We start from the raw sequence: 18,160 nt of genomic DNA, 5'->3' as shown, positions 1-18,160 counted from the left end.
CTGGGGCCGCCGCGGTCTTCGTCCCCGCCATCAGTTTCAGCCAAACACAGCTATCCGTTTGGGCGCCGTCCACCACAAATGCGCAGCCCTGCAAGCCCGTGATTCGATAGACAAGCCCTGCGGGCAGGCGTAGCGTAACCACCATCTGCTCATGACCGCGAAGAGCGTTCCCTGGACCGCCCGGGGTGGTATCAGTCTCTCGTCGGTCGACCCCTTGCCTGTGGCCCCGGGTGGGCTGCAGGGCCCGATCTGAACGACGGGGCGCTGATCACGCCGCAGCCTTCAGAGAAGGGTTTCCGGCTTCAGGACCTGCAGACCCTGAAGGTCCGATCTACGGATCGACAGTTCGGTATTCGACGGTTCGGCGCTCCCTGTTCGGTACAGGCGCCGGACCCAGGCGCCGCCCGCGCGGCGTGGGACTGTTCCTCTCGATGCGACTTCCAAGCAGCCGCCAAGCAGGCGATCCCAAGACGGTGATTGCGTCCCGACAAGGGGCGCGGTGAGGATAGCGAAAACGGTCTGCCGGGTGCCGTGGCCACGGTTCCCGCCGGGCAAGCGATGCTCGCACCGCCGTTCTGACGCGCAGGAAGCGCGGCCATGAACAGCAAACCCCTCTGGCATCCGGCCGGAAGCGGATGGAGGTATGACCCCATGGATATCGAAGCGGTTCTCAGGAAGCACGAAGACAGCCTGCTGTCCTACCTCAACGTCAACGGCGTGGGGATCGGAGAGCGGGCCGGCCGCCCGGTGATCAAGGTCATGGTCATCAAGAAGGTTCCGGAATCCTCCCTGCCGCCCGATCAGATCCTTCCCAAGGAACTGGAAGGCTGTGCGCTGGACGTCGAGGAAGTTGGCGAGATCACGGCCCGCTAGGGCCGTACCCATCCGGGAGAGAAGATCATGATGGATGCGAAAAAGATGGTTCTGAGCCCCGAGGATGCCCAGAAGGCCCAAAAGGCGCATGCAGCGGCGGTGGACGATTTCCTGCAGCCGGAGAAGGCGCCCGCCAATGTTGTCGGCATGGGTTATGGGGTGAAGTGGAGCGACGGTGAGCCGACCGGTAAGCCGGCCCTTCTGGCCCTTGTCTCTCAGAAGGTCGACAAGGAGGAACTGACCGAGGCCGACATGGTGCCGGGCAAGATCGGCGATCTGCCCACCGACGTGCTGGCGATCGGCCAGCCATTCGCCGGTCAGGCCGAACCGCTGGAGGTCGGCGTTCAGGCCCTGGCGCAGCGCGCCCGTCCGGCCCCCGGCGGCAGCAGCGTCGGCCACAAGAACATCACCGCCGGAACGATCGGCACCTGCGTCTTCGACATGGTGGGAACCCCCGGCAATCCGGTCGGCATGCCGGGGCACTACTACATCCTGTCCAACAACCACGTGCTGGCCAACAGCAACAACGCCACGCCGGGCGATGCGGTTCTGCAGCCCGGACCCTTCGACGGCGGCAGCGACCCGACCGACCGCATCGCCTCGCTCAGCCGATTCATCCCCATTACCTTCGACCCGCCGGTGCCACGGGCTCTGCATCGCAACCTGGTCGATGCGGCGGTTGCGGAAGGCGAGTTCCACGACCTGAAGCGTGAGATCCACTGGGTCGGCCATCTGCGCGGCTGGCGTTCGCGCGGGCATGTCACCGTCGGTACGCTGCTGCACAAGACGGGACGCACCACCAACTACACCACCGGCCGTATCACTGCGGTGAACGCCACCGTCGACGTGAACTTCGGCGGCGGGCGGGTGGCCCGTTTCCGTGACCAGATTCTCACCACGCCGATGTCGGCGGGCGGCGATTCCGGTTCGCTGGTGGCGGACCGCGAGAACTTCGCGGTGGGGCTGCTCTTTGCCGGTTCGCCGCTGGTGACGATCCTGAACCAGATCCAGCACGTCCGCTCGCTGCTGCGGGTCGAGATCGTTTGACGTCCGCGGCGGCGCTGCCGCCACCGCCATGAAGCAGGGGCGCCGGGCAGTTCTCTGCCCGGCGCCCGTTTCAATTCGTCCGTTTCAGTTCTGGGTGGGTGCGTCCGCTTGTGGCGCTTCAGGCGTAGGGCGGCGCGCTCCAGCCCTGGGGCGAGACAGTGAAGATTTCGTAGCCGCTGGCGGTCACGCCGATGGAATGCTCGAACTGGGCCGAGAGCTTCATATCCCGGGTCACCGCGGTCCAGCCGTCCTGCAGGATCTTCACTTCCGGGCGGCCGGCGTTGATCATCGGTTCGATGGTGAAGAACATGCCTTCGCGCAGGGCAATCCCATCGCCCGCCCGGCCGTAGTGCAGCACGCTGGGGGCGTCGTGAAAGACCTGGCCGAGGCCATGGCCGCAGAAGTCGCGCACCACGGAGAAACGCTGCTTCTCGGCGAAGCTCTGGATGGCGTGGCCGATGTCGCCCAGCGTGGCGCCGGGTTTCACCACCTCGATGCCCCGCATCATGGACTCGTAGGTGATCTCGACCAGGCGCCGCGCCTTGATCTTGGGTTCGCCGACGAAGAACATGCGGCTGGTGTCGCCATGCCAGCCGTCGACGATCACCGTCACGTCGATGTTGATGATGTCGCCGTTTTCCAGGCGCTTGTCGTCGCTGGGGATACCGTGGCAGACCACGTGGTTGACCGAGGTGCAGATCGACTTGGGAAAGCCGCGGTAGTTCAGCGGCGCCGGGACCGCGCCATGGGCCTCGATGAAGTCGTGGCAGAGTTGGTTCAGCGTGTTGGTGGTCACGCCCGGCTTCACCTCCGGCGTGATCATGTCGAGGGTCTCGGCGGCAAGGCGGCCGGCCCGGCGCATGCCCTCGAAGCCTGCCTCGTCGTGAATGACGTAGCCGCCGTCCTTCGGGCTCACGCGCTCCACGCTGTATCCTTGCTTCATCGAATCGATCCTCTCAGGGGTGAACCTTTCGGGTGGCGCCCTCTTCGCGCCGGCCCGCAACCCTGGTCCGTCTTCGTCGTGACGCCCGAGCCTCCGCTGGCTCCGGCGACCGCTTATCGTGCCAAGTTATAGTGCCAAGGGCAGTGGCGCGTCCAACGCCACGCCCTCGGGAGATACCTCGCAACTATAGCACAACACTTCAACCCCCTGGGCGCGCGCCCGGTCCAGCGCTTCGCCGTAGTGGGGATCGATGTCCCTGGCGACTCCGACCTCCCGGCAGTCGCCGCGCTGAACGAGGAAGAGCAGGACGGCCCGATGGCCTCCAGCAACCATCGCCGCCAGTTCCTCCAGGTGTCGGGCGCCACGGGCGGTCACCGAGTCCGGAAACTCGGCCAAACCGTCCGAGCGCTTCAGAGTGACTGATTTCACTTCTAAATAACAATCCTTTACACCGTCTTTCTGCAAGAGAAAGTCAACCCGGCTCCGCGCGCCGTAGGGGACTTCCCGGCGCACCCGGCCGCTGGCGTCGAGGGCCGGAATCCGCCCCTGGTCCAGGGCTTCGCCCACCAGGCTGTTGGCCCGCCCGGTGTTGATGCCGACCAGCGCCCCTTCCGAGTCGACCAGCTCCCAGGAAAATCTGAGCTTTCGCGCCGGGTTTTGTGCGGGCGACAGCCATACAACCGAACCGGGAGCGGCGAGGCCTAGCATCGATCCCGGATTGGCGCAGTGGGCCACCACGACACCGCCATCCTCCAGCTCAACATCGGCGAGGAAGCGCTTATATCGCTTGAGAAGACGGCCGGGAATCAGGGGGGCTGGAAAACGCATCTGGGCGGATTAAATGGAGGGTCAGGATACGCAACTCTCAGGTGTGGATTCGGGCACCAAGGCCGATGACACGGGCTTGCAACTTCGGTGCTGTAAAGCCACTGTACGCAGCGTAGGTTAGCAGTTGACCTCCGCCCGCTCCACACCAAGGGGCGCCGTTCCGGCTTGAGGGACAGGCGTCCGCAAGGAACCCCAGATGTCCGTGCATCACTCACCGCGTGTCGCTCTGCGTCTTTCCACCTTGACGGCCGGTCTTCTGCTGCTTGCGGCATGTTCGTCTTTTCCCGGTCTCGGGGGGGAGGAAACGGGCTCCGCCCCGCCGCCCGGCAGTGCGGACCGCGGCGCACAGACCGGCCAGGCGCTGCCGCCGCCGGGCGCCTCGGGCGAGGCCGGCGCCACGCTGCCGCCGACCGCTTCGGAAGGCTTGCCGTCGCAGCAGGCCGCCGCACCGGAAGGGGATGGGGAAGCCGTCATTCTGAAGGGCCCTGACGGGACCAACTGGGCGGTGAGCAGCGACAGGGACGAAGAGGCTTACCGGGACGACATCGAAGACTGCTATGCCTATGCGACGGCGCAGACCCGGCGCGACGCGCAGATCACAGATGACCGCAATGCGGGCATCGACACCCTGACCAGCGAGTCCCGCTATTCGGCCCTGCGCCAGCGCGTCGACGAGTTCGACCTGCGCCAGCGCCGCGGATCGCTGATGACCGGCTGCATGGAAGCCAAGGGTTACGTCCGCACCGACACCGTGCTGCCGCGCCTGGAATTCTGAGGCCCATGGCGCAAGAGAAGGTCACCGCCTGCCTGCTGATTATCGGCAACGAGATCCTCTCCGGCCGCACCAAGGACAAGAACCTCGCCTTTCTGGGGGAAGAACTGAACCGTCTGGGTATCCGCCTGATGGAGGCCCGGGTCATTCCCGACGTGGAAGATGTCGTTGTCGCCACGGTGAACGAGGTCAGGCAGTGCTTCGACTATGTCTTCACGACAGGCGGCATCGGTCCGACCCACGACGACATCACGGCGGACTGCGTGGCCAAGGCCTTCGGTGTTCCGCTGATCGTCAACCCGCAGGCGCGGGCGATCCTGGAGGCGCATTACGAGAAGGGGCAGCTGAACGCAGCGCGGCTGCGCATGGCACGCACGCCGGAGGGCGCCGACCTGATCGAGAACCCGGTCAGCCGCGCGCCGGGGTTCCAGATGGGCAACGTTTTCGTCATGGCGGGCATCCCGGCCATCATGCAGGCAATGTTTCAAAGCCTGCGCCACCGTCTGGCCGGCGGGGAGCCGCTGCTGTCCAGAACGGTCTCGGTGGATCTGGGCGAAGGCACCCTCGCCGCGGGCCTGGGCGAGATCCAGGATCGCTTTGCGGATGTGGAGCTTGGCAGCTACCCCTTCAACAGGAACGGCACCTTCGGCGTTCGCCTGGTGCTGCGGTCGACCGATCCCCGGCGCCTGGAGGCGGCGGGGCAGGCGGTCGATGAATTGATCCTAGAACTCGGAAGCCGCGGGGATTGGGACCCGGCGGGGCATGGCCCCGTGGAACCGCGGCCGACCGGGCAATCGTCGGGCGTCTTGGGTGCGGACTAATGCCTTAGCACCAATCGGCTAGGGGAGAAAGAAGGGCAAACCGAGCAATGGACCTCTTGCCGTTGCTGTTTACCACTGCCTTGGTCGCCTACGTCCTGGCCCTCGGCAGCGTCGATCTTGCGCGCACCATCATTCGAGTCGTCTCCCTCTTTGCCGCGGCTGCCTGCCTGGTTGCCTGGGGCATAGCGATGCTGTCCTACGGGGACTGGGGTCAGCCGGTCATCGACGAGTTCTATGCGACGGCCTACATCCACCGGCGGCTGGACTACGAGCTGGGCGGACTCGTCCTGGTGCTCGGCGGCCTGGTGCCGATCTGTTTCGCGCTCTTCGAGCTCTGGCGCCTGAAAGCGACCCGGCCGTCCCTTTGATGCCGCCGTCCCTTTGACTCTGGCATCCCTTTGATGCTCGACGCCGCCGCGTCCCATTTGCTTTGATGGGATTCGTGGTTCAGGAAGACGTGGGAGGAGAGGAGCAGATGAGCGAAGCGCAGAAGCAGGCCAAGGGAGACCCGGTCGACCTGATCATAGAGCCGCGCAGCCGCGACCTTGGCGGTTTCGAGGTGCGGCGCATCCTGCCTTACGCGAAGCGGCGCCTGGTCGGCCCCTTCATCTTCCTGGACGAGATGGGCCCGGCGGACTTTCCGGCAGGGCAGGGCATCTCCGTAAGGCCGCATCCCCACATCGGACTGGCGACCGTGACCTACCTCTTCGAGGGCGAAATCATGCACCGCGACAGCCTGGGCTATGAGCAGCCTATTCAGCCCGGTGCGGTGAACTGGATGACGGCGGGCAAAGGCATCGTCCATTCCGAGCGCAGCCCGGAGGCGGCGCTCGCCGGCCCCCAACGCCTGCACGGCATGCAGTCCTGGATCGCCCTGCCGCTGGCCCATGAGGAGGCGGCGCCGAGCTTCACCCATTATCCCACAGCCGATCTTCCGGAGATCGAAGCCCCGGGGCTGTGGATGCGGCTGATCGCCGGCTCGGCCTTCGGCCACTGCGCGCCGGTGCGCGTCTTCTCCGAGATGTTCTACCTCCATGCCGAACTGGACGCGGGCGCGACGCTGGAACTGCCGGCGGACTACGCCGAGCGCGCGGTCTACGTGGTGAGCGGTGCGGTAGAGATGGCCGCTGGAGAGATGGCCAATGGAGAGGCAATGGGTCAGAGTTTTGCGGCCAACACCATGGCGGTGTTCAAGGCCGGTGCGCCGGTTCGCCTGACGGCCGCAACGGCCAGCCGGGTCATGCTGCTGGGCGGGGCTCCGGTCGACGGACGGCGCTTTATCTGGTGGAACTTCGTCGCTTCCTCGCAGGACCGCATCGAGCAGGCCAAAGCGGATTGGAAAGCCGGGCGGTTCGCTATGGTGCCCGGCGACGACGAGTTCATTCCGCTTCCCGAAGACTGATCCCGAAAAAAGCCTCGCCTGCCTGAACCGCCGCCGTCGCAGCCGCGACTAAGAAGTGCCAACGGGTCGGCACCTGACCCGGGGGACGGGCCGGCGCAATTCATCTGCGTGCGCGCCCAGGGCGGGCGGCTGTTGGCGGCGACTACAGCCGCCCGTTTCCTTTCCGATTACAAGACAGTCCGGCTCTCCGGAGAATGGCCCGGCAGGCTCGCCGGTTCAGACGGTCGGCCGGATGGGCGGCCCCCGCACTGGCCCTTTTGCACAGACATCGTAATTGAAAGGGGCGCGGGGCGCTCTGCTGTTCAGGCCGCGAAACCCCGTCGCGTCTGCCTCCTTTGCCGCGGGCCCCAAGGGTCCTGCGAACTTGCATAGAGGTTGTGCGGTTTCACGGGTTCACGGCTGGCAGCCGGATCTGTATCTGGTTCGGGCGAGTGCACACCGCGGAGGGCCGCCCACATGGCATCTTCACGGATCGCACCCGCCCTGACGCTGAGTTTAGCCGAAGGGCAGGTTTTGAGCAATTGGTCTGCTCTGCACTCGCAGGCGGGCGGCTACCGGCGGTGATTGTAGCCGCCCGTCTCTGTCTCAGGCAGTCGTCCGGCGGCCTCTTCTCCGCAATTTAATCGGGCGATTCCTGAGGCAAGCACCTGAGCGCCGAGGGTCCGCGCGCTCCGACAAACAACCGTGCAAGAGAGCCAGTGGCCGGCCCCCGAAAGGGGTCTGGCGGCAGGGGACGGGTGGCTGCCGTGGGTGAGACGGCGGCCGCCCGCTTTCCCTTCACCAAGCGTCGGGTTCTGGCTCCGAATTCGTAAAAATCAATCAATATCAATGAATTAAAGGCACGATCCGGCAAAATCCCATTGTGCTTATGCGGTTTCGCGGGTTCACCCTCGCGTTGCGTAGCTGTATCCCAGCCGTCCCGCCGATGTGGGACGGTCGAATGGGGTCTTGCACAGAACCGCGGTGCCTTAAACCCAAGCGCTTCCTCCAGCGACCAACACGAAACTCTGCCGTATGGGCAGCCTTTCCGCTTTGCCGATTGAGAAGGAAGACATGATGTCCAGTCGCGATAGTTCCGGCATCCCTTTCCGAAAACCCTGTGTTGCCTCCCGGCCAACCGGGAGGAGTGCCTTCCGGCGCGGACTGCTGTCCGCTGCCGTCCTAGCCGCTACGGTCTCCGCCGCCGCACCGGCGCTGGCGGACTCTGGGAGCGCTTCGGTGATTGAGCTGGACCAGGCCGTCATCCAAGTGGCCAGCGATGGTGAGCGCTATACGGCAGTTCTGAATTCGTCACCCCCCATTACTGGGGTGATGCGTATGACTCTGAACGCCCACAGAGATGGGTTTGTGAGGCGGTGGAAGCTCTGGTCGAGCATCCAGGCGGAAAACATGCCCAAGGAGCAGTTTCCGGATCTCAATTACTCCAAGAACTATAAGCTCAGCGAGCGGATCAAAAAGGTTCGCCGCGAACTGCCTTTCTCCATTCCGAGACAGGCCTACAAAGCATACGCGGAGGAAGCCTGCAACGAACTGGCCAAAGATCTGCAATTGCTGCACGGGAAGACCGACGCGGAGATCTTTGCGGAGGATCGCTCGATTGCCGTTGAGGCTGGTGCTGAGGTCAGCTGGGACATGTCGGGCATAGCTGAAGCTAACCCGCCGCTGACTGAGGTCTCCGGCGGCGGCCAGCCAAACCCCAAGATCAAGACGGTCACCATCCTCTGCTTAAAGACGCCGCCGGCCCCGCCGAAGGTCAATGGGGCAGCCGTCTTCGTCCAGGGCATCGATCCGGTCAACTCCCAGGGCAATTGCCGGATGCGGCTCGGCGGCTCACTGATCTCCAACCTGCCCAATGTCGATGGCATCAGTTTTCGCTACGTCGACGACAAAGGCAACCAGAGTGACCTGAAGACGGTCAACACTGGCGCCGACAGATGGGCCAGCTTCGAGCACGAGTATCCCCTGAACCGTGGTCAGAAGAGAGACGCCAAGATCCGGATCGTTGGCGAGAACTTCGACTTCGCCTCGCCCTGGAAGGACTTCGAATACGAGTGTGAAGACAAGCCGATCGGTAGTCTGACCACTGAGCTGCCGCCGGAGGCCACGAGTTTGAACTACTTCGTGAAAGAAGAGGTTGTCCGCCATGGCATGGTTTGCCCTTCAGCCATAACGGTCTTCGGCGTTGTCAAAGGCCGTGGTGGGTCCTCCGGCACGGTCACGCTCGGCGCAGATGGGAATCAGATTGCCGAAAAGCCTTTCAAATTCATCGGCGATGAAAGCAAAAGTTTTGCGGCCCAACATCAGATCTCCTGGAAACGCAAGGCCCGATTGAAGCAGGACGTGCCTTTGACACTGCGTATTCATGGGCTTAAGCCGGCTGACAACGGAGCAGGGGAGAACTCTCTGGGGCCATTGCAGGGCGGTTTGCAGAAGATGGTGACCGTTGAATGCCGCGAGCCGGCACTGCCGGAGCTGACCCTCTCCGTAAGGGTGGGGGAAAGGAAGCTGTATCAGGGCTACATGTGCCCGGAAAGTGTGCCTCTGAGAGCCAGCCTTCGGGGTCAGGAAGACTTTGACGGACGGACGACCTTTATCGTCAGACAGCAGCCGTCGCTGTTCGAAGCCCAATCGCAGGTGAAGGAGTTCAACTTCGCCATCACAGATGGTGAGCGCCTCCTGTTCGACTTCGCGCCCGAGGTACGATGGAGCAACGTGCCCCAGAACGGTGATGCGCCGCCCAAGCAGACGCTGGACGTCACCGTCCAGATTGTCAGGGCCGGCGCTGTCGTCGACACGACCGAGCGGTCCGTGGAGGTGAACTGCACGGGCGTGAGTATCCCGAACGTCGGCATCAGTTTCGATCCGCCCAAGGCGATCAACCTGCAAGTCGTTCCGACGACGGATGAAGTCCTCTATCAAGGTCAAATCTGTCCGGCGAGCGTGGAAGTCATGGGGGCCTTTCTCGGCCAGGGTGTCGCTTCCGGTAATGCCCTTTTGGGCGCGAATGGAAGTTTCCTGACGCAGGAATCCTTTTCCATCGACGACGGTGATGTCGGGACTGTTCGAGGCGAACACACCCTCAACTGGGTGGGCGTTGAGGGCCCGTTCCAGCAGGATGTTGACGTTGTGCTGCACCTCATTGACCCCCTAGGGACCGAGGTAGGCCGCTTGGCGAAGACTCAGACCATTGAGTGCCGCAAGCCGCAGCTTGCCAACGCGACCAGAGACCGGGCGGATGCGCTCTCGATCGGCAACCCGTCGGTAACCCATGGGCAGCAGGCTGGAAAGCCCGCGACGCCGGGGAATGGTGCGGCTGCGCAGCTCGCCCTGCAGGCGGGGCCGGCCTTCGCGGTTCAGGCACCCAAGGGTCAGGTGCGTGAGGGCAGGATCCAGCTGTCCGGCGGCGCGGCGAACGCCAAGTATGACCTGCGCTTCTACCGCGGGGACAAGGGCGGCTACCGGTCGGTGCGCTCCGCCCAGCTTCCCCGGCAGATGACGGGCCGCGCGGCGCGCTTCAGCCTCAGGGCCCTGAGTGGCGGACTCGATTGGCGCATCGAGGTCTGCCCGGCCGGCAGCAAGTCAAAAGCGGCCTGCAAGACCTCCGACTTCCGCATCCTGCAGAGCGGCTCCGTCGGCAAGGTGAAGACGCCCGGCACGCAGGGCGATGCCAAAGTCTTCATCATGCCAGGCAGCGGCAGCTAGATCGAAATCGGAAGCCGGGCCCGCACCCGCGGGCCCGGCGGCCGCGCCCTTCATCAAGTTCATTTTTTTGATTCTTAGAGGACGAAACCATGTTTCACCGGTTCATTTCCAAGCGCCGGGACGGTTGTGTATTTCATGCAGGCAACATCACGCGGAGCAGAGTCTTCAAGCATGGTTCGCTTGCGGCAGCGGCGATGGCTGCGGCCATGGCGGCAGCCGGTCCGGCGTCAGCGGACTTCGCCTACGCTCAAGTAACCGCGGTAAATACGGTGACCATCAAGGTCGAAAGCGATGGAGAACGCTATACGCAGACTGTGATTCCGAGCTCTCCCATTCACGGCGAGATTATCGCCTATTTCAATTCGGACGGAACCGGAACAGTCGAACAATGGCGGGCCTGGCCGAGCATCCTGGCAGAGGGAATGGACAATAAAGTTCAGCTTCACCACCTCGGCTTGTCTGAAAGCTATCGGCGGGGCGACCGGCCTTCAGTCGTGAAGCGCAGGTTTTCCTTCAAAATTTCTCCGTCGGACTACAAGCATCACACAAAGGCGGCCTGCAACACGCTGGCTGACCATATGCGGTATGAGGAAGGCCGGACCAACGAGGAGATTTTCGCCGAGGACCACATGATTCCGCTCGCCATCATGGGCGACTATACATATGAGATGACCGGCCTCGCCGACCATCCTCATCCCCCTGATCTTCCCGTAGTGCCGGAAACCAGTCGGGTGCAGATTCTCTGTGCGAAGGCGCCGGCGGCAGATGCGCCGACGGTGGCGGACCCGGTGCGCGAGAAGCCGGAAGTGGCAACGGTGACGCTCGCCAATCTGAAGGTGGTCGGCAACGACAGCAACACCGGCGCCTGCTCGGTGTCGCTTTTGGCGACCCTCAAGACGGAAGCGCCGCACACCCAGGCGCGGTTCTATTTCGAGAGCCAGGGCGGCCAGAAAAGCGACCTGAAGAAGCTGACAACGCCGGGGAATGCCTTCGTGCAGAAGCGCTACGACTATCCGCTTCCCGGCGGGGGCACCACCAAGACCGGCAAGATCCGCATGGTGATCGAGGGCGACAGCGTAAAGTCCGACTGGGAGGACTATGAAGTCCGCTGCGAACTGCCGCTGCAGACCCTGCTGCCGCCCAAGGCCGCGGTACTGACCATGGCCGTGGATGAAGAGGTGTCGCACAAGGGTAAGATGTGTCCTGCGGTTGTCACCGTCATCGGCCGGGTCGATGGCCGTGGCAAGGCGTCCGGTAAGGTGATGCTCGGGGCCGCCGGAAATCAGATCGCCGAGAAGTCTTTCAGCTTCGAAGGCGACGAGAAGAAGCTTTTCGTTGGCAAGCATCAGATCTCCTGGCAGGGAAAGCCCGCGACCCGGCAGGACCTGCCCCTCACGATGATGGTGCAGAACGCTCTCGGCGACACGGTCGATACCCTGCAGAAGATGAGGCGCCTTGAGTGCCGCCGGTCGGCGGGTGCCGGCGACGGGGCGGCGGCACCGCGGTTTGCCATCCGGGCGCCGAGGGGTCTCATCAACAGCGGCGATATCCAACTCGCCGGCGGCAAGAAGGATGCGCAGTATGTGTTGCGCTTCTACCGCAAGGTGGCGAACGGCTATCAGCGGCTGCGGTCGACAAAGCTGCCCACGCAGATGACGGGATCGAAGGCGTCGTTCGATCTGGCGGCGCTGACCGGTGGCCACAGCTGGCGCCTGCAGGTCTGCCCCGCCGCCAGCAAGGGGACGAAAGACTGCAAGACCTCGGAGTTCCAGCTGCCGTCGGCGCGGGCCGCCGGCAAGGCGAGGGCGCCCGGCACGCAGGGTGAAGCCAAGGTCTTCATCCTGCCGGGCAGCGGCGGTTGAGTGTCGGCAACTGAATGATGGGCCGGGCCCGCAGGGGCGGGTCCGGCACCCCCGCGGCGGTCGCCGTCTCTGCGGCCTCCCGGCAGAGCATTGCTAATCAATGCTTCTGCAATCATTGATGTAAGTGATCGACTTGGCAGAACTGCATGGCGCAAGTGCGGTTTCGCGGGTTCCCCGTTGCGCGCCAAGGCTGTACTCCCCGCCTGCGACTCTCTGCGCCCGGCCCCGATGCGGGCCTGGCCGGTCAACGTCCGCGCCGACCAATGGCACCTTGGATCACAAAACACGTCCGATCACGAACCATGTCGACCACAGACGACATACTGCTCACAAAGCGAGGTTCCGCCACAAGGCAAGGTTTTGACTGAACCCGCTTTTACCCCCGTGCGACCCACCGGGGATGGCCACACCGCCGGCCAAGCGAACGAACGCGAACCGATACGGAGACTGAGCTATGGGCCTCATGAATCCTCTCGGCGGTGCCGGCTGTCTGTCCAAGCCTTCTGCACACCGCACGCTGCTGACCCTCACGGTCTTCGGCGCCGCCCTCGCGGCGGCCGCGCCGGCCTCTGCGGGCGATTCGGCTGAAAGCGATGTCGTCTCCGTTAACAACCCGCCGATCATCGTCAAGAGCGATGGCTCGAACTACATCGGCGTGGTGGCGAACATGAGCCAGTCGATCAAAGGCCAGATCAATGTCAAGCTGAATACCGGTGTCGCCGGGCGCGTCCTGCATTGGAGCGCCGGTCCGACCTTGTCGGTCTTGGTCGAGCCCGCGAACTACCCCAGCCCTGCCGCCTATGCGAACTTCACGAAGTTCGAAGAAAGCGGTCATTCCGAAAGCTACTCGACCCCGCGCCCCAAGTCGGTGAACAAAACCTTCGGCTTCGAGATCACCAAGCAGCAGTACGCCGACTATGTTGTCGAGGCCTGCAACATGATGGCCGAGAACCTGCGGGACAACGGTCTCACCGACCAGCAGATCTTCGCCGAGCACCGCACGGCGATGATCGATGTCGGCTCCACGCTGGATTACGAGATGTCGGGCCCGTCGGGTTCACCGACACCTCCCGAAGTCGACTCACCACAGTATATGAACATCACCTGCTATGGGGATCCGCAGCGCTTCTCTTCTCCCAAGATCGTCACCGACGCGACCATGGAGGCCGAAACCGGCCTGGGCGGCATGGTCGGGTCCTGTCAGCTCCGCCTGAACGGGACCATCACCTCCAAGACTTCGGGGGCCGAGCTTCGCTTCCGCTACCATCACGGCAGCGGCCAGAAGAGCGAGGTGAAGACCATCGGAACCAACAGCAACGGCGTGGCCACCTTCGAGCATGTTTACCCGCTTGAGGAAGCCGACGGCACGACCGGCAAGGTGCGGATCGTCGGCGTCAGCCATGTCTTCCAGTCCGACTGGGCCGACTACGAGGTTGACTGTGCCAGCGGGCCGCTGACTGTCGAGATCCCGTTGCCGCCGACGCTTGAGCTGAACTACAGCGTGGTCTCGGAAGTGCTGCATCAGGGCTACATGTGCCCCGAGGGTATCCTGGCCGCAGGCAGGCTTCACGGCCGCGGCCCTGCATCGGGTACGGCCGCGATCACCATCAACGGCAATACCAAGCCCTTCGAGGGCTACAGCATCACCGGCGAAGAGATCTACACAGTCCTGCGCTCGGGCGAGTTGTCCTGGGGAGGAGGGGGCATCCAGGACGAAAAAGCGGCCCCCGGTGTCCAGCCGGCGCCTCAGAAATCCTTGGTTATCGCCCTGGATGTCTATAGCTCGGCCGGTGGTTACATCGGGTCGGAAACCGTCAACAAGACCTTGTACTGCCGCTCCATCCAATCGACGTTCGAGCCGCCTGAAACCCTGATTCAGGCGATTACGGTCACTGATGAGGTGCTTCATCAGGGCATGGTCTGCCCGGCGGCTGTGCGGATCACCGGAACAGTGATCGCGCAGAGCGACTCCCTGGGTACGGTCTGGGTGGCCGCGGACAGCCAGCCGCTCCTGGAAACCGCTTATGACTTCGAAGCCGGCAAGGGCGAGGTCTACAACGTCGATCATGAGCTGTCCTGGGACAACAAGCCGGCGACCACGCAGAGCATCAAGTACAGTCTGGTGGCCGTCGCTCCCGATGGCGAGACTTTGGCTCAATCGCGGATCACCAAGGATCTGTCCTGCCGCTCCAAGGCGTTCGACATCGTGTCGCCCAAGGGCCGTGTGCCCGGACGCAGTGCTGATGGCGAGATCCGTCTGACGGGCGGCGTACCGGCTGAGGACTACACGCTGCGGTTCTACCGCAAGGTTGCGGGGTCTTACGAAGCCCTCGAGTCCGCCGCACTGCCGGCGACCATGTCGGGCCTCACCCAGAGCTTCCCCTTGGCGGCGCTGACGGGCACGCGCTTCTGGCGCCTGCAGGTCTGCCGGGTGGCCAGCCCGCTGGACTGCAAGGTCAGCGATTTCCGCAAGCCGCTGCTGACAGGACAGGGGGGCCAGGAACCGCAGGAGCTTGTCCTGAACCCGAACCTGGTGGTCTTCGCGCCGACGGTGACCGGACTGCCGGACCCTTCGGTCCTTGAAGAGGCCCCGCGCCTTGGCAGGTTCTGCCCCGTCAAAGTGAATCTCGGGGCGCAGATCGCAGGCCAGGGCTCCGCCTTTTCGGGTTCTGCCGTGGTGCAGGTGGGCGCGCAGACGTCCCAGCCGGTGCCGTTCAGCGTCGGCGCGGAGGGTTTTGCCCAGGTCACCAGCGTCAACTTCCCATACGTGGTGACCTGGGACGTTGCCGATGAGTCGGCGCAGACGATTCAATATGCCGTCAGGCTCTTGAATGAAAACGGTGATGAGGTCGATTCGGACTGGCGTTCGGCGGTTCTCGAGTGCCGTGAGCCGAACTGGGCCGGCCCGCCGCAGGGCGGCAACGGCCAGGAGGGTGACGCTGTCCCGCCGCAGGCTGTGATCGTTCCCGGCGCCGTCACTTTCGTACCGAAGGTATCGGAGGTATCCGAGCCGCAGGTGCTCCAAGAGGTCGAACTCAATGGCATGATCTGCCCCAGCGAGGTGGGGCTGAAAGCCCAGATCGTGAGTCAGGGCTCCGCCTTCTCGGGGTCGGCCGTGATGCAAGTGGGCACAGAGACGCTCGATCCGGTGCCCTTCAGCGTCGCTGCCCAGGGGCTCGCCGTCTTCACCGATGTGAACGCGCCTTACGACGTTTCCTGGACCGGTGTTGCCTTCACCGAGGGCGCCGCGCCCCAGCAGACGATGCCGCTGACCGTCAGGCTCTTGAACGAGAACGGCGACATGGTTGGCTCGAAGTCGAGGCCTGCTGTCCTCCGGTGCCGCAAGGCGCCCGTTGTGATGGCGGCCGGCAAGGTCAATTTCCGGTTCCAGATCCTGGCGCCCCGGGCTGTCGCCACCAATGGCAACATCCGCCTGAGCGGCGCCGAGCCCGATCAGGATTACACCTTGGAATGGATGCATCGCCAGAACAACGGCCAGTGGAAGCCCGTCACCTCGGCCCATCTGCCCGGAGAGATGACCGGCGCCAGCGCCAGCTTCAACGTCCATGCTGTCGAAAGCGGGACCTGGAAGCTGCGGGCCTGCAAGAAAGGGGGGACTGCCACTGCGCACAGCTCGCACTGCAAGGCGAGTACCTTCCAGGTGGTGAAGAAGGGCAGCGGCAGCGGCCCGCATGCGCCCCCGGGCGGGCAGACGCCGGAGATCATGCTGATCACCCCCGGCGCGATCAACACGAACTAGAGCACAAGGCCGGGTCCCTCACCGCATGGGGCCCGGCCGTTTGCTTCGGGAAACCCGGCCACTTCCTTCGGGAAACAAAGAGCGAAATGAACCTTCGCGGGTGGTGAGGCGACCGACGGCAAAGGAGCGTGATCGCATGACCCTGCCGTCCTCCGCCACCTTTGCCGTGGTTCCGCTGCATCTGACCGCGGGTTTCCTCTTCGCTCTGGTGCCGGCCTCGGTCCATCACCCGGCCTACTACGCTGTCTTTGGTGCGATCGTGCTGACGTTGCTGGTGACCGTGGTGGTCTACGGCTTCGCGGTCTGGCAGCTTCAACCGGGGTTTGCCGTGCTCTGGCTTCAGTTCCTGCTGGTGCTGCTGGCGGTGGCCGTCCCGTTCTTCACCGTCGACTTTGGCGACGCCTGGACGGCGATCGTCTACCTGCCCATCATGGCGGGATCGGCGCTGGCCTGCCTTCTGCTCGGCCATGCCCTGCGGTTCATGGCCTGATCCAGGAGAGCGGCGGACCAGGCAGGCCGCCGTTCCGCCGTGCCGCGACCCGGACGCTTCGACGAGTTTGGTGCCCGCTGCCGGACTCGAACCGGCACGACCTCTCGGTCCCGAGATTTTAAGTCTCGTATGTCTACCAATTCCATCAAGCGGGCAATTCCATCAAGCGGGCAATTCCACGGGTGCGCGTTGCAGGCGCCGCGCCTTCCTTGTGCCCCAAGGCCACCGCCCGAAGCAATAGGGCGCGCGGCTGCGGGGATGGGCAGCGTCGCATAAAACCTCAGATTGAATCAAACGGGCTCCATTGAACCGATCCCTGTCCGGTGGCGACGAACCGTGAGTTGCGCCTTTTCGGGCGCGTCGTTCGCCGGGAACCCCTCTCACCCATAACCGCATCTTCTACCGCCTCCCGGCGGCCCGGGTGCCGCCTGTGCCGCAGGCGCGCGGCGCCGACGCGAGCGAAAGGCTGCTGCGGGGTGGGCTTTCCGTGCGCGCAGACGGCCTGCCCCGGGACCGGTTCGGCGGGCTGACAGGGCTCTCCCACAGCTCGAACGGCCTGCCGAACGCCCCGCGGGCCCACTCCCCAATCCACCCCGGGGACAGGCCCGCGGGGCACCTCCTTCGCGGGCTGGGGGAGGGGCTCACCCCCTGGGCTCACCGCGTGGGCTCAGGTTGTGGGTTCAGGTCTTGGGCTCAGGGCGCCTCGGCGACCTTGCCTGCGCAGGGGGCATGGTTCGCCGGCAGGAACACCGACTGAAAGCTCTCGCGCAGCCAGCGGATCGTGGCCTGGATCCGCGCCGCTTCGACCGTGTCGGGGTGGGCGTGGAGGTGCAGTGCCCGGATCAGTTCCGGCTCTCCCTCCTTCACGCGGACCAGCTGGTCGTCCCCTTCGGCCAGGCACATGGGCAGCAGGGCCTTTCCGACTCCGTGGCGCACGGCGGAGAGCATGATGCCGGCATCGGTCGCGGTCATGCGCAGCGGCTCTCCGCGGCTGCGCAGGCGCTTGTGGGCGCGGGCGACGATGGGGCGGGCGGCGTCCTCGTCGTAGAACGAGATCCAGCCGAGCTCCGCTTCGTCGGCGTTGTGCGCGCGGTAGACGGCATAGGGCACGTCGCCCAGCTTGATCGCGAACTCGCTTTCGCGTGGCTCCACCTCGAACCAGATCGACAGCGAGGCCTCGCCGCGCATGCGGCTGCGCGGCGTGAGGGTGATGAGCCGCAGGTCGAGACGCGGATGGCGCTGCAGGAAGGCGCCCATCGTGGTGCGGGCCAGCCGGTCCAGGGTCCAGTGGTTGCCGAGCAGGCGTACCGTCCCGGCGGGCCCGCTCTCGCTCGGCGTCACCGCATCCCGCAGCCGGTCGATCCGGCGCTCCACCTCGATGGCTTGGTTAATGGCGGCTTCCCCGGCGTCGGTCAGGGCGAAGCCAGTTTTGGAGCGGACGAAGAGAATTGTCCCCAGATCGCCCTCCAGGGCCGTCAGGCGCCGGCCGGCGGTGGACTGGTCGATGCCCAGCGCCTGGGCTGCCTGGGTCAGGGAGCCCAGGCGGCTGATCGCAAGCGCCACTTTCAGATTGTCCCAGTCCATATGCGGCCTCCTGGCAGGAACATGCAATGCTGCATTTTCGTTGTGCGGTTTCTCGGGTTCAAGCCTCGTGCAATTG

13 protein-coding genes and 1 tRNA gene are annotated in these 18,160 nt (G+C 64.5%); 10 read left to right on the top strand and 4 right to left on the bottom strand.

All coding sequences use genetic code 11. The annotated features are described in order from the left end of the window. The first annotated feature begins 597 nt into the window (after positions 1-597). Positions 598-873, top strand: a complete 276-nt coding sequence (locus ACO06P_RS05215) for a hypothetical protein (RefSeq protein WP_420348949.1) — start codon at positions 598-600, stop codon at positions 871-873. A 27-nt stretch (positions 874-900) separates the two neighbouring features. Next, the gene (locus tag ACO06P_RS05210) at positions 901-1,920 is read left to right on the top strand and encodes a hypothetical protein (RefSeq protein ID WP_420348948.1); all 1,020 of its coding nucleotides are present in this window, start codon (positions 901-903) and stop codon (positions 1,918-1,920) included. A 118-nt stretch (positions 1,921-2,038) separates the two neighbouring features. On the opposite strand, the gene map is transcribed toward ACO06P_RS05210, so the two are convergent. After that, the gene (gene map, locus ACO06P_RS05205) at positions 2,039-2,863 is read right to left on the bottom strand and encodes a type I methionyl aminopeptidase (protein ID WP_420348947.1); all 825 of its coding nucleotides are present in this window, start codon (positions 2,861-2,863) and stop codon (positions 2,039-2,041) included. 126 nt (positions 2,864-2,989) lie between these two features. Further along, positions 2,990-3,691, bottom strand: coding sequence for a DNA/RNA nuclease SfsA (sfsA, locus tag ACO06P_RS05200; protein ID WP_420348946.1), 702 nt, complete (start codon positions 3,689-3,691; stop codon positions 2,990-2,992). A 196-nt stretch (positions 3,692-3,887) separates the two neighbouring features. Here sfsA and ACO06P_RS05195 point away from each other — a divergent pair, with 196 nt between their 5' ends. The 8 genes from ACO06P_RS05195 to ACO06P_RS05160 all read left to right on the top strand — a co-directional run bounded on the left by ACO06P_RS05195 (position 3,888) and on the right by ACO06P_RS05160 (position 16,500). Further along, positions 3,888-4,466, top strand: a complete 579-nt coding sequence (locus tag ACO06P_RS05195; RefSeq protein WP_420348945.1) for a hypothetical protein — start codon at positions 3,888-3,890, stop codon at positions 4,464-4,466. A gap of 5 nt (positions 4,467-4,471) precedes the next feature. Then, the gene (locus ACO06P_RS05190) at positions 4,472-5,284 is read left to right on the top strand and encodes a competence/damage-inducible protein A (RefSeq protein WP_420348944.1); all 813 of its coding nucleotides are present in this window, start codon (positions 4,472-4,474) and stop codon (positions 5,282-5,284) included. Positions 5,285-5,331: 47 nt separating this feature from the next. After that, positions 5,332-5,652 carry a hypothetical protein gene (locus ACO06P_RS05185; RefSeq protein ID WP_420348943.1) on the top strand — a complete coding sequence of 107 codons (321 nt, stop codon included), beginning with the start codon at positions 5,332-5,334 and terminating at the stop codon, positions 5,650-5,652. 107 nt (positions 5,653-5,759) lie between these two features. After that, positions 5,760-6,686, top strand: coding sequence for a pirin family protein (locus ACO06P_RS05180; RefSeq protein WP_420348942.1), 927 nt, complete (start codon positions 5,760-5,762; stop codon positions 6,684-6,686). Positions 6,687-7,904: 1,218 nt separating this feature from the next. Beyond that, on the top strand, positions 7,905-10,388 hold the full coding sequence (locus ACO06P_RS05175; RefSeq protein ID WP_420348941.1) for a hypothetical protein: 2,484 nt from the start codon (positions 7,905-7,907) through the stop codon (positions 10,386-10,388). A gap of 194 nt (positions 10,389-10,582) precedes the next feature. Continuing rightward, complete coding sequence (locus ACO06P_RS05170) at positions 10,583-12,250, top strand: hypothetical protein (protein ID WP_420348940.1); 1,668 nt, start codon at positions 10,583-10,585, stop codon at positions 12,248-12,250. 454 nt (positions 12,251-12,704) lie between these two features. Beyond that, positions 12,705-16,010, top strand: a complete 3,306-nt coding sequence (locus ACO06P_RS05165) for a hypothetical protein (RefSeq protein ID WP_420348939.1) — start codon at positions 12,705-12,707, stop codon at positions 16,008-16,010. Positions 16,011-16,146: 136 nt separating this feature from the next. Next, on the top strand, positions 16,147-16,500 hold the full coding sequence (locus ACO06P_RS05160) for a hypothetical protein (RefSeq protein ID WP_420348938.1): 354 nt from the start codon (positions 16,147-16,149) through the stop codon (positions 16,498-16,500). 68 nt (positions 16,501-16,568) lie between these two features. Here the strand turns inward: ACO06P_RS05160 and ACO06P_RS05155 are convergent. Both ACO06P_RS05155 and ACO06P_RS05150 read right to left on the bottom strand, forming a co-directional pair. Then, positions 16,569-16,655 (bottom strand) — tRNA-Leu (locus tag ACO06P_RS05155). Positions 16,656-17,193: 538 nt separating this feature from the next. After that, complete coding sequence (locus ACO06P_RS05150) at positions 17,194-18,084, bottom strand: LysR family transcriptional regulator (RefSeq protein ID WP_420348937.1); 891 nt, start codon at positions 18,082-18,084, stop codon at positions 17,194-17,196. Positions 18,085-18,160: the final 76 nt, after the last annotated feature.

It is taken from the genome of Pelagibius sp., assembly GCF_965227505.1.
Lineage (GTDB): Bacteria > Pseudomonadota > Alphaproteobacteria > Kiloniellales > Kiloniellaceae > Pelagibius.
This window is presented reverse-complemented; position numbering and strand designations above follow the sequence as displayed.